Source organism: Cryobacterium sp. MP_M3 (assembly GCF_015752155.1).
Classification (GTDB): Bacteria; Actinomycetota; Actinomycetes; order Actinomycetales; family Microbacteriaceae; genus Cryobacterium.
The window spans coordinates 130,046-142,064 of the sequence record NZ_JADOVI010000008.1 but is presented as its reverse complement, the minus strand read 5'-3'; the positions used below and the strand labels follow the sequence as shown (position 1 = coordinate 142,064).

General features: G+C 65.8%; 13 protein-coding genes. 7 read left to right on the top strand and 6 right to left on the bottom strand.

The window, feature by feature from the left end; all coding sequences use genetic code 11:
- Window positions 1–171 precede the first annotated feature (171 nt).
- From IWX89_RS11125 to IWX89_RS11105, 5 genes are all read left to right on the top strand, one after another.
- The gene (locus tag IWX89_RS11125) at window positions 172–840 is read left to right on the top strand and encodes a TetR/AcrR family transcriptional regulator (RefSeq protein ID WP_196903623.1); all 669 of its coding nucleotides are present in this window, start codon (window positions 172–174) and stop codon (window positions 838–840) included.
- Between the two features lie 297 nt (window positions 841–1,137).
- A complete protein-coding gene (locus IWX89_RS11120; protein WP_307836517.1) occupies window positions 1,138–1,656 on the top strand; it encodes a DUF488 domain-containing protein in 519 nt (172 codons plus the stop codon).
- Window positions 1,657–2,284: 628 nt separating this feature from the next.
- A complete protein-coding gene (locus IWX89_RS11115; protein ID WP_196903621.1) occupies window positions 2,285–2,674 on the top strand; it encodes a nitroreductase family deazaflavin-dependent oxidoreductase in 390 nt (129 codons plus the stop codon).
- 115 nt (window positions 2,675–2,789) lie between these two features.
- Window positions 2,790–3,797 carry an NYN domain-containing protein gene (locus IWX89_RS11110; protein WP_196903620.1) on the top strand — a complete coding sequence of 336 codons (1,008 nt, stop codon included), beginning with the start codon at window positions 2,790–2,792 and terminating at the stop codon, window positions 3,795–3,797.
- 60 nt (window positions 3,798–3,857) lie between these two features.
- On the top strand, window positions 3,858–4,289 hold the full coding sequence (locus tag IWX89_RS11105; protein ID WP_196903619.1) for an arsenate reductase ArsC: 432 nt from the start codon (window positions 3,858–3,860) through the stop codon (window positions 4,287–4,289).
- A gap of 22 nt (window positions 4,290–4,311) precedes the next feature.
- Here the strand turns inward: IWX89_RS11105 and IWX89_RS11100 are convergent, their stop codons facing one another.
- The 4 genes from IWX89_RS11100 to IWX89_RS11085 form a co-directional block, all read right to left on the bottom strand.
- Window positions 4,312–5,019 (bottom strand): CoA pyrophosphatase, encoded by a 708-nt coding sequence (locus IWX89_RS11100; RefSeq protein ID WP_196903618.1) that lies wholly within the window; start codon window positions 5,017–5,019, stop codon window positions 4,312–4,314.
- Between the two features lie 113 nt (window positions 5,020–5,132).
- Window positions 5,133–5,942 (bottom strand): hypothetical protein, encoded by an 810-nt coding sequence (locus tag IWX89_RS11095; RefSeq protein ID WP_196903617.1) that lies wholly within the window; start codon window positions 5,940–5,942, stop codon window positions 5,133–5,135.
- Window positions 5,939–6,589 carry a SatD family protein gene (locus tag IWX89_RS11090; protein WP_196903616.1) on the bottom strand — a complete coding sequence of 217 codons (651 nt, stop codon included), beginning with the start codon at window positions 6,587–6,589 and terminating at the stop codon, window positions 5,939–5,941. The genes IWX89_RS11095 and IWX89_RS11090 overlap by 4 nt, the downstream gene beginning before the upstream one ends.
- 111 nt (window positions 6,590–6,700) lie before the next feature.
- Complete coding sequence (locus tag IWX89_RS11085) at window positions 6,701–7,576, bottom strand: bacteriorhodopsin-like (protein WP_196903615.1); 876 nt, start codon at window positions 7,574–7,576, stop codon at window positions 6,701–6,703.
- 216 nt (window positions 7,577–7,792) lie between these two features.
- On the opposite strand from IWX89_RS11085, the gene IWX89_RS11080 reads away from it, so the two are divergent.
- Window positions 7,793–8,581, top strand: coding sequence for a GNAT family N-acetyltransferase (locus tag IWX89_RS11080; protein WP_196903614.1), 789 nt, complete (start codon window positions 7,793–7,795; stop codon window positions 8,579–8,581).
- Between the two features lie 156 nt (window positions 8,582–8,737).
- Window positions 8,738–9,229 (top strand): FBP domain-containing protein, encoded by a 492-nt coding sequence (locus IWX89_RS11075; RefSeq protein ID WP_196903613.1) that lies wholly within the window; start codon window positions 8,738–8,740, stop codon window positions 9,227–9,229.
- A gap of 24 nt (window positions 9,230–9,253) precedes the next feature.
- Here the strand turns inward: IWX89_RS11075 and IWX89_RS11070 are convergent, their stop codons facing one another.
- Both IWX89_RS11070 and IWX89_RS11065 read right to left on the bottom strand, forming a co-directional pair.
- On the bottom strand, window positions 9,254–10,591 hold the full coding sequence (locus tag IWX89_RS11070; RefSeq protein WP_196903612.1) for a class I SAM-dependent methyltransferase: 1,338 nt from the start codon (window positions 10,589–10,591) through the stop codon (window positions 9,254–9,256).
- Window positions 10,588–11,964: an FAD-binding oxidoreductase gene (locus tag IWX89_RS11065; RefSeq protein ID WP_307836516.1), complete on the bottom strand. Its 1,377-nt coding sequence runs from the start codon at window positions 11,962–11,964 to the stop codon at window positions 10,588–10,590. The genes IWX89_RS11070 and IWX89_RS11065 overlap by 4 nt, the downstream gene beginning before the upstream one ends.
- Window positions 11,965–12,019 lie beyond the last annotated feature (55 nt).

The following is a 12,019-nucleotide window of genomic DNA, read 5'->3' as shown; positions in this document are numbered from 1 at the left end:
TGGGGGCCGCTGTTGTTCGCGGACGCGTGGACATGAAAGCACTCCCTGCTCGGCCTTTGTCAGGTCGGGGATCGACGAGTCGTAGCAAACTTTAATGATACGAATTAGTTTCATTCTACATCAAAGGGTACCTTTGAGGTAAGAATTCTTCCCGAATCCGAAGGGCTCACCGTGGACCCAGCGACCACAGCGCACACCGTTCGCAAACGCGGCCGGCCCACAGAGGCGGGGCGCATCGAACGTCGTGCGCAGATCCTGGATGCCGCCCTGCCGGTCTTCCTTGACTACGGCTTCGGCAATGCGACGGTCGACCGGATTGCGGCCGCGGCCCGGGTCACCAAACGCACCATCTACAGTTACTTCGGCAACAAGGACGGTCTCTTCACCGAGATGCAACGACGCCTCGCCGCAAACGTCAGCGGCGAGCCCCTGGAGCCGGAAACCCTGGAATCACTGGCCACGCGCATCGTGTACGGATTGCACTCCGCCCAGATGATCGGGCTGCACCGGCTCGTGATCGCCGAATCGCTGCGGTTTCCGGAACTCGCCCGAAAGCTCCACGACAACGGCGACATGCAGCACATCAGGCGACTCGCGGACCGACTTCGAGCCGAGCACGGCCCGGCTGTTGCAACCCGTGCGGAATCGCTCTATGCACTCCTGCTGGGTGAGGACTACCGGCGACGGCTGCTCGGGCTGCTGGGTCCGGTGACGGCTGCCGAGGCCACGAACCACGCCCAGTCAGCACTGGCGCTCGTCTGCCTGACGAAGAGTGTGGAAGTCGAGGACCCCGCCATCACGGAGGGTGACCCGCGCCTTCGGCTCCCGGGAGGATCGTGATGGACGACAACCCGCGTGACGTCCCTGCCAGTGGTGACCCCGCCTGCTGGCTCGAGCGAGTGTGTCCGGAATGTGGCGCGCTGGTCGAGGCTGACCTGCCGGCAATGTGCTGGCGCTGCGGTGTTGAGGTCCAGCCCTCCTGAGTCCGAGCTCGACCTGCCCGTGCGGGCATCCCGCAGGCGGATGTCTATCCCCTTGTTTCCCGGGACGGAAGCAGGTTGGGAATTCTTCTAAGGCCCGCACTGGGACGGAAATGGCGCTCGACGACAGTTGAAGAGGAACATGAATCCAACGTGCGTGTATACAGTCGGCCATTCAACACATCCAATCGACGAATTCATCCGGATGTTGGAAGCAAACGGAATCGAACGACTCATCGACGTGCGCACGGTTCCAGGCTCGCGGCACAACCCACAGTTCGGGGAACACCAGCTCGCCACAAGCCTGGCAGGGGCAGGCATCGAGTATCAGCGGTTGAAAGGGCTCGGCGGTCTACGCCACACCCCGCAAGCGGAAGCAACCATCAACGGGGCGTGGCGCATCAGGAGCTTCCGCAACTATGCCGACTACATGCAGACGCCCGAGTTCGCGGCCGCTCTCCACGAGTTGATCGCCCTGGTGGCCACGCAGAGAGTAGTGATCATGTGCGCCGAAGCGGTGCCCTGGCGATGTCATCGGTCGCTGATAGGCGATGCACTGATGGTTCAAGGTCTGCAGGTTGCCGACATCATGAGTCGGACCTCAACGAAGCCGCACGCCATGACCAGTTTCGCGAAGACCGACGGCCAGAAGGTCTGGTACCCGCCCGAGGCGTGACCGGCGAGCCGTGTCAGCGCGCCGATACGATCGCCCTACGAGCGACTTCAACAGGCTGAGTCCCGTGGGTCACGGCTTATTCGCCCGTGACGTCCTCAAGGTAGCCGAGCGCCCGGACAGCCATATGGCTGCCTGATGGCAGGCGACATCATCACTGGCACCGAACTCGCGCGGGCCCGGTGGCGACGCGGCCAGCTTCCCCTGGCGATATTGGCTCACGGAGGCGCTATCCGTCTCGACCTACAAACCCGGACGCACGTAGGTCGGCTCGGAGTACCCTGAGAGAGCCCGCACCAACAGTTGCGAGGCTGGCATGGGCACCGCCGGGACGGGGAGCACTATGGAGACCGATCTGTTCGTGCACTTCGCCGAAATCGCGGGTGTCTTCGTCGGGTTCGGCACGCACCCTCGCCAGACCAGGACGCCCAGTGAAAAGCGATAGGTATCCCTGGGGACTCTCCTCAGCAATTGACCGTTGGAGACGAATACTGCTCATGCCTGGACTCAACCGCATCACCCGCCCTCGACTCCGCTTCGACCGGTCATGATTCGTGATGACTCCCTCCGGCGAATGTACGCCGGCGGACGCCCGAACCGGTGGGCCCGTTTCCTGAACCGGATCAGCTCGATGGTGTTCTCGCTCGGCATCGTTGGCCACGGCGCAGTAAGCATCGAGACCGTCAATCCGAAGTCGCGCACCCTGCTCACCCTGCCGCTCGTGATCGCGAGATTCGAAGGTAATGAATACGCGGTCTCGATGCTGGGACAGGGATCGCGGTGGGTGCGCAATGTGCGCGCCGCGAACGGACACGCTGTCATCCACGCGGGACGCAGGCGACCGGTGCAGCTCGAAGAGGTGCGAGCGGATGCTCGAGCGCCGATTCTCAAGGCCTACCTGGCGCAAGCGCCCGGCGCCCGGCCGCACATTCCGGTCGATCAGTCGGAGCCGGTCGCGGCGTTCGAGGCGATTGCAGCCGACTTCCCGGTGTTCAAGATCCGGGATGTGGCCGGTCGCTGAGGGGGCGCGGAACCATCGGTCTGGGCGCACCGAGTTGCCCTCGCGACGTCGCTCGCAGCAGACTAGAGGTACCGGATCGCTACTGAGTCTTCCGCCCGCGGCTGAGGAGCTCCCCATGACTGAACCCAACGACGCACGCGTCGGCCTCTACATCGACTTCGACAACATCGTCATCTCTCGCTATCAGCAGTTGCACGGGCGCAATGCCTTCCAGCGCGACGGCATCCGCGATTTCGACAAGTCGAGCCGGGATGCCGACCCTGAGATCGCCGCGAAGCTCGCCGCCGCGACGGTCGATTTCAACGCCATCATCGACTTTGCCGCGTCATTCGGCACCCTGGTCGTCAACCGCGCATACGCCGACTGGTCGGTTCCCGTCAATGCGAGCTACCAGCGCCAGCTCATGTCCCGGGCAGTGGACCTGACCCAGTTGTTCACCACGACCACCCGGGGAACCAAGAACGGGGCCGACATCCGTCTCGCCGTCGACGTGGTCGAAGACCTCTTCCGACTGCCCGACCTCACCCACGTGATCATCATCGCCGGCGACTCCGACTACATCGCCCTCGCGCAGAAGTCGAAGCGGCTCGGTCGTTTCGTCGTCGGCATCGGTGTCGCGGGTTCGACGAGCACCTCGCTTGCGGCCGCGTGCGACGAGTTCGAGGACTACTCCTCGCTGCCCGGAGTCGACAAGTCCGCCACCGCCGAGGCAGCGGAGAGGCCCAAGGTCACCCGGAAGGCCGCGGAACCCGCCGAAACGGCACCCGAACCGGCTCCCAGCAAGGCCCGCAAGCTCACCACGATTCCCATGTTCTCGCACACCGAGGATGCGCAGTTCGACGAGCCGGAGACCGGCGACGACATCGACCCGCAGACACAGGCAACGGAGCTCCTCGTGCGCGCGCTGAAGATCGGTCACGCCAAGGCCGACGCGGACGAGTGGCTCAACACGGGCACGATCAAGAACCAGATGCGCCGGATGGACCCCGCTTTCAACGAGAAGCCGCTCGGCTTCCGTTCCTTCACCGACTTTCTCGCATCGCGCGGCGATCTGGCCGAGCTGCAGGAGGACGGCCCTCAGCGGCTCATCCGGCTGCGTCCTGAGGCAGAAAGCCGCCGTTAGGGCTCGGCCGGCCGGTCCGCCGCTGAGTTCGTTGCGGGATGGCGGGCGTACGATCGCGTCATGGATGGCGAAGTCAGCGTGCGGGCTGATTTCGAAGCCGTGCTCTTCGTCTGCGTGCACAACGCGGGCCGCTCGCAGATGGCCGCCGGCTACATGACCGCCCTCTCCCAGGGTCGCGTCGAGGTGCTCTCCGCGGGTTCCGCCCCGAAGGACCAGATCAACCCCGTCGCGATCGAGGCCATGGCCGAGGAAGGCATCGACATCGGCCACAACGTGCCGATGATCCTCACCACCGAGGCCGTCAAGGAATCGGATGTCATGATCACCATGGGCTGCGGCGATTCCTGCCCGGTCTTCCCGTGCAAGCGCTACGAGGATTGGGAACTCGCCGACCCGGCCGGCCAGGGCATCGAGTCCGTGCGCCCGATCCGCGACGAGATCAAGGCCCGCATCCAGGCCCTGCTCGCCGAGATCCTCCCCGAGACGGTCTAGGTCCCGCCGTTCACGAGCGTCATCAGCGTTCGCCGGGGTCTTCAGGGGCGCGTCCGCGATCCGGTTGGACCACTCTGCCGGTGTCCCACGGCACGGCCCAGCCCAGCTCGTCGAACATGCGCGACAGGACAATGGCGGTGAAACCCCAGACCAGGCGGCCGTCGACGGTGAATGCCGGTGAGCGGTAGATGCGAGTTCCGACCGAATGCTCGGTGCTCGACCGGTTGGCCGGATCGAGCAGGTCCGCTACCGGCATCCTGAACACCTCGACCGTTTCCTCGTGGTCGACGGCCGCGAGGGCCGAGGGACGCGTCCACCACGCCGGCACGGGGGTGACCAGGTGATTGCTCACCGGCACCGGCAACTCGGGCAATGTCCCGAGCGGCTCGAGCCCGGCCGGATCCAGGCCCGTCTCCTCGGCTGCCTCCCGGAGAGCCGCGGCGATGGGGCCGTCGTCGGACGCCTCGAGCCTCCCACCAGGGAAGGCGATCTGTCCGGGATGACTCGTCAGGGTCGCGGCACGCCGTAATAGCAGAACGTCGAGGTCCGGCGCCAGGAGGCTCCGGCCGGACGCGGGCACGGAGTCGAGCACGCCGAAGAGGACGAGCACGGCGGCAGGGCGTGCCCGGGAGGATTCCGACAACACTCGAGCACGGTCGACCTGCCAGTCGAGACCGCGCTCGCACAACGCCGCGAGATCGGCACGAGGGTCGGAATGCACATTCGGCATGGCCCAAGCCTACGTATCCCCCGCCGCCCGGTGGGTGTCCTGCCCGGAACGATAACGGCTCTCATACTCCGCATTAGTGCATAACTGATATTGACGGAATATGAGTCAGACTCTTATGTCGTCGCCGGGCCCAGCACGATCAGCATCACCGCAAAAGCCACGAGTGCCCAGCTGGCGAAGCTGCCCACGAGGAAATACTCGGCCTTCGAGCCGCCCGTGTCTCTCGATATCTCGGGAAAGCGGATGATGCCTTTCGCTGCGACGATCGCCGCTACCGCCGTGAATGCTCCCGCGAGCACGAGGGCGAGCAGGAAGATGCGTTCGAGCGGGCCGATGAAGCGGCCTCCCTTGAGCTCGATGCCGACCGCTGTCTGCGGGTCGGCAGGGGACGAGGGCGATGGAGGCCTGCGCCAGGACCGGCCTCGGGTGCCCGTGCGAGTGGTCGTGGGCGGGGCGGGTGTGACGCTCGCCGCCCTCTCGCCGTGCAGCGCGAGTCGCACGATGACGTTTGACGTCTCGATCAGGAAGAGCGCTCCGCCCACGAAGAGGGCGAACGAGGTGAACGACACCGCGTGGAGTGACGCATAGGGCAGTGCTGCATACCAGTCGAGGAGCAAGCCGCGGGGTGGGGAGAGCCACGGACCCCAGGCGAACGCGACGACCGTCGCCGCCGCCATCACCCCCACTGCCCAGAACCCGGCACGGTGACTTCCGTCCGACTCGCCCGTGGAGAGCAGCCAGCCGATGACCGCGACCGCTGCGATGAGTGACCACCACCAGTCCTGGCCGCAGCCGGTCGATGCGAGCACGAATGAGGCGATGCCGACTGAGGCCGCGAGCCATAGGCGTCGCCTGCTTCCCGAACGAGCTCGCGCCAGGTCAGCCAGACCAAGGGAACCGAGGAAGACGGCGAGCAGGATCACCCTTCGACCTCCAGCATCAGAGCTTCACTCGCCAGGAGTGCGTTCGCACCATTGCGGTTCAGGTTTTGAGACACCGCCGACTGAGTGATCCCTTCCTGCTCAGCGAGCTCGCCCTGCGTCGCGCCGAGCAGATGACCCAGCAGGAGCCGGCGGGCGCGCGGGTTCATGGACCCGACGATGTGGTCGCGTGCAAGAAGGTACGCATTCACGAGAGCCTCGTCTGGAGTGGCAGCCTCTGAGGCCGCACGAAACCATGTGCGCACAAAACCGAGCTTCGAGTACTCATGTCGTCGCGCCTCATCGATTGCCTCCCTCGCAGACCACCATGCCGAACCATCCTGCACCAGGCCAGCGACACCGGTGCCGATCGTGGCGACCTCGCCTCTGCCGATGCCGAAGCGGCAGTCCACGCCTTCGGGCAGGCAGAGCCGAGCGATGAGTGTCGCCCGGGTCGCGGCTCCGAGGGTGGAGTACACGGCCTGGAATTCGTCGCCGATCGTAGCCGCGAGCGGCTGGCGTGCCGCGATGATCTCGTTGACCCGGCCGAAGGCATCCTGGATCTCCTGTTGCAGAGCACGCCGGTCATCGTGCGAACGAGACTTCGAGACGTCGACGATCACGGCCCATGAATCGGATGCGGTGTTCATATCATAAGTATATGCCTTATTTTCAGTCTCTATAAGACTGGGCCTTATGGAGAATCGAGTGCGGGCACGGCGACATCGCGGATTCGGCCGACGAGAGCCGACCCGACACTCCTAGTCGGTGTCGCGGACCTGGGCCGGCGTGGGCGCAGGCACGCCGCTCCGGGGCGTTCCAGCCCTCACCTCGTGCACCTCGTCCACCGACAGCTCCCTGACGGCGAACGAGTCGTCGTCTGCGAACGACTTCATCCGGGCGATCCGGTAGATGATCAGGCCGTAGAGCGCCTTGGCGAGGATGTCGGCGATCGAGTAGCCGAGCTGTTTCCCAACCCAGGCATCCGCCCCATCGAGACCCAGCAACGGCAAGAGGTAGGCGATCGGGTAGACGCCCCACGTCAGGAGGAGAAGCAGGCGGAGCTGGCTGATGGTCCGGCGCACGCTCGCCGGCTGCCGGTCGAGCGAGCGGGTCAACTCGACGAAGAGCACGTACAGAATGTACGCGAACGGGATGGTGGAGAGCAGGCCGAACAGGCCACGAAGACCGTTGTCGCCGCTGATCTCACCGGGGTATCCGAGCGCGATCATCAGGGCCGAAGCCGGGATGAGTCGCGTGAGGAGACGCGTCTGCACTCGACGGACGAGGGCGAGCACGGCGATCAGTTCGAGGAGGAGCAGCGGCACGGTCAGCAGCCAGTCGACGTAGCGGTAGCCCTCGTTGAAGCCGGCGCCGGCGACCTGCAGGTAGTCCCCGCGCCCGCCAATGGCGTCTGTCACGAAGGCGGCCTTGAACGAGTCGAAGATGCGGAAGTAGTGGTACGCGGCAATGCCGCAGACGACCGCCGCCACGGTCATCGCCTGCCGGTACCTCGGCAGCACTCGGGTGAGACTGACCAGCATGAAGATTGACGCGAAGAGCTGCGCCGCGATCACGAGGGAGAAGAAGTTGTAGACGGTGTCGTATTGGGACTGGGTCAGCGAATCGGGTATCACGGTGTCCTCCGGGGAGCGAAACGATCGTCGAGTGGCGCCTTGTGAACTTGTCCTGAGCGAATCGAATTGTGTGAGATTCATGTCGCTTGTGAAAACTACTTCTCGATCCGTTGCTCTCTTGGATGCACCCGGCACACATTCAAGATCTCCAGACCCGCCAGGGTTTCCTGTCCGAGCACGTTGCGGCGGGGTCCTGGCGCTGCCAGCATGAACCCGATGATCAACTCCGCGGAATACCTCCAGGCCTACGACGACCAGCTTCGAACCGATGCGGAAACGCCCAGCGCGCTCGGCGTCACCCGGCTGGGTCCGTTGCGTCTCGTCACGTTCGCCGGCGGTCGCGGCTTCGTCACCTACCGGGATCTCGGACCGGCAGACGACGGCTCGTTAGCCGAGCTGGTCGCGGGTGCGCTCGATCACTTCCGCGTGGACCCACAGATCACCCGCGTCGAATGGAAGACCCGGGGCCACGACCACGCGCCCGGATTGCACGGGATGCTGCTGCAGAACGGGTTCGAGCCGGAGGAGGCTGAATCGATCATGATCGGTCCCCTCGAAGGCCTGTGCACGGATGCCCCCAGCCCGCATGGCGTCACCGTGCGGCGAGTCAGCGCTGAAGCAGAGGTGCGTGCCATGAGCGCGATGGCAGACGAGGCGTTCGGTGAGAGTGTCGACACTCGCCTGGCCGATGCGTTGCTCCGGCGCCTCGCCCGCGACGACGGCATGGAACTCTGGGTGGCCGAGACGGACGGCCGGATGGTCTGCGCGGGTCGACTCGAGCCGGTGCCCGGCACCGACTTCGTCGGCATCTGGGGTGGTGCCACTCTCAAGGCCTACCGAGGCCGAGGCATCTACCGTGCGCTGACGGCAGCTCGGGCCGAGTCCGCCCTCGCCTCAGGCAAGAGTCTCGTGCACAGTGACTCGACCGAGGATTCGCGCCCCATCCTCGAACGTTCCGGCCTGATCAAGGTGTCGACGACCACGCCCTACAACTGGATTCGCTGACCCGCGGGCAGCGGATGCCTCATGGTCGAGGGCGCTGCACGCCCTCGGCGTTGTTCTGAATAACTGGCCGCCCGCATGACGGCGGCGCACCCCATCCCGGACCGCCGCTCACCCCCCACGTTCACGCAAGACTGACAGAAATGGCGTCACGACCTCATGCTCCCGCTCACTGAGAAGAACATCCGGGCATCGCTCATCAACGCTTCGCTGAGCGAGCGAAAAACCCTTACCCTCCCGCCGAACATCTCCACCCTCCCCTGGGACAACCTCGACTACCTCGGCTGGCGGGACCCCAAGATCCCGGGAATCGGTTACGTCATCGTCGAGCTCGACGAGGGGCCGGCCGGAATACTGCTCCGCCAGTCCAAGGGAGCGATCAGAACGCGACCGCAATGTTCCTGGTGCGAAGACGTGCAGCTCCCGAACGACGTTGTCTTCTTCAGCACCAAACGCGCCGGACAGGCGGGACGGAATGGGAACACCATCGCCACACTCGCCTGTGCCAACTTCGAATGTTCGGCGAACGTCCGCAAGCTCCCCTCCGTCGCCTACATCGGTTTCGACGTTGAGGCGGCACGCCTGCACCGCATCGACGCGTTGCGGGACCACGTGCGGAACTTCGTACGAGACGTCCGCGACGGAAGCTAGTGCGATGGTCGGCTCTGTCGCGACTCAGGCATTCCACCACGGCCGTAGCGGCAGATCACCGACCCGGCCACCGTCACCGGGCTTGACCGCCAGCACCTGGTGCAACTGGATCCCGCCGGTCTCGAACGCGAGCCGTGACCCGGCCATGTAGAGCCCCCAGACCTTTGCTGTGGGCAGTCCCGCCTCGGTGACCGCCTCATCCCAATGCTCGACGAGGTTGGCGCACCAGTCGCGCAGCGTCATCGCGTAGTGCTGGCGCAGGTTCTCCTCGTGCAGCACCTCCAGCCCGACATCCTGGGCTGCGCTGATGATGCGGCCCGAGCCGGTGAGTTCCCCGTCGGGGAACACGTAGCGGTCGATGAACCCCCGGGTGGACGCCTCGGACCGATTGTCCGGCCGGGTGATACAGTGGTTCAGCAGCACCCCGCCGGGGCGCATCCGGGATTGCAGGGAGGCGAAGTACGCCGGGTAGTTGCGCACTCCGATGTGCTCGAGCAGCCCGATCGACGACACGGCGTCGAAGCCGGTCTCCGCGATGTCGCGGTAGTCACCGAATCGGACCTGGGCCAGCCCGGCCAGGCCTTCCTCCGCGATGGCCCGCTGGGCCCACTTGGCCTGCTGTTCCGACAGCGTCACGCCAGTGGCTATGACGCCGCGGCGGGCCGCGTAGCGCACCATGCCGCCCCAACCGCACCCGACATCGAGCAACCGGTCGCCAGGCTTCAGCCGCAGCTTCTCGAACACCAGCCGGTACTTGTTCTCCTGCGCCTCGTCCAGAGCGGCGTCGGGATGCGGGTAGCACGCGCAGGTGTAGGTCATCGACGGCCCGAGCACCCACTCGTAGAACGTGTTCGAGACGTCGTAGTGGTGGTGGATCGCTTCGGCGTCTCGGGTCTTGCTGTGCCGGAGCCCCCCGGCGACCCGGCGCCAGCGCGGCGGTGCCTCCTCCGGCGGCGGCGCGATCGGGCGCAGGTGCAGGGCGCCGATGGAGCGGATGATGTTGGCCGCGACCCGCGGCGGGGGCAGCTTGAAGACCAGTTCGCCGGCGAGCGCCTTGAGGAGTTCATACGGGTCGCCGGGATGCACCCCGTGGACCTCGAGGTCTCCGGCGATGTAGGCCCGGGCGAGGCCCAGATCGCCGCGGCCGGTGGCCAGGTAAGTTGTGCCCCGCGGCGTCTTCAGATCCAGTCCGAGCGGGGCGTCGGGCGGTCCGGCCGCGCTCCCGTCGTAGGCGGTGAATCTCAGCGGGAGCCGTCCGCCGGCCAGGATCTCCAGAATCTGGGCGAGGGTGAGCTTTCCCTGCGTGCCCGGCCGCGCTGCCTGACCTTTCTCCTCCGGCAAGAGTTGCTTGAATGTGGTCATCGTCGTTGCACCGCCTTGGCATAGAGGTCGAGGAGACGTGAATCGGGGTCGTACCGTTTCTTCACGGCTTGATAGGTTTCCGCGCCATAGAGTTCGTCGAATTCCTCCGGAGTGTAGTACGAGTCCGAATAGAGGGACTTGTGCCCATGGAGCTCGCTGACCTTCCGTTCGATCAGGCGGTTCGTCTCCCCCGCGGTCGACCCCACGGGCACGGTCGACCAGAAGCCGACGTTGACGTAGGTCTGCCGGGGCGAGATCGGGTAGAGCGGCCAGCCGCCGCCCTGCGGCCGCAACGGGCACAGCCAGATCGGCGTGATCGGCACGGTGGTGAGGAACCAGTCGAGAAACTCCGCACTCCGCTCGATCGGCACCTCGACGTCCTGCACGACCCGCTCGCGTGCCGGCCGGCCGGCCAGTCGCTCGATGCGGTCGCCGATGTGGAATCGCTGTTCGTACCGCATCAGCGTGCCGTAGAAGCTGCTGCGCCGGTAGCGCCGAGGCCAGAGCCGGCGGACCATCGGACGCTGCACTCCGAACGCTTCCGAGCACCAGAACCAATCCGTGTCCCACCGCCAAAGGTAGTCGTGGATCGTGAGCCGGTCCTTCTTGATACCGTCATCGTGCTGGATGGAGCGGTAATAGATCTTCTGGCCGGTGTAGTCGCTCACCGGCCCGGCTGCCGCCGTCTGCGTGCCCAGACACAGGTAGCTCTCGTCGGCGCTGAACACCACGCCGTCGAGGTAGTCGACGCGGTCGCCGTCCACCGCCCGGGTCGAAATGATGCGGTCCATCGCCGTGACCAGGTCGGTGAGCGTGTGGAACCGCAGGTGCCGGAGCGCGACGAACGGTTCGACCGGTTCCAGCGCGATGCGCAGGCGCACCGCGTAGCCGAGCGTGCCGTACGAATTGGGGAAGGCCCGGTAGAGGTCTTCGTGATCATCGGGCGAGGCGGTGACCACCTCCCCCGCGCCGGTGAGGATGTCCATCTCCAGCACCGACTCATGCGGCAGCCCATTGCGGAAGGACGTCGACTCGATGCCGAGGCCGGTGACCGCGCCGCCCAGGGTGATCGTCTTCAGTTGCGGCACCACCAGCGGCGCCAGCCCGACGGGCAGCGTCGCGGCGACGAGGTCCTCGTACGTGCACATGCCGCCCACGTCGGCGGTCCGCGCCCCAGGGTCGACCGCGATGACGCCCGTCAATCCCGATGTGTCGAGACCCCTGGTGGTCGGCTTCGCGCGCGACCGGAACAGATTCGAGGTGGGCTTGTCCAGCCGAACGGATGCCGCCGGCGGCACCGCCCGATAGCTCGTCAGGAGGCGCTCCACGCCGGCGGCGTGAGCGGTCCGTGCGTCGATCGCGGGAGTGGACACGCCTCCAAGCTAGTCCTCGGTCGCATCGGCCGCATCGGCCGGCGGCGACCCTGCC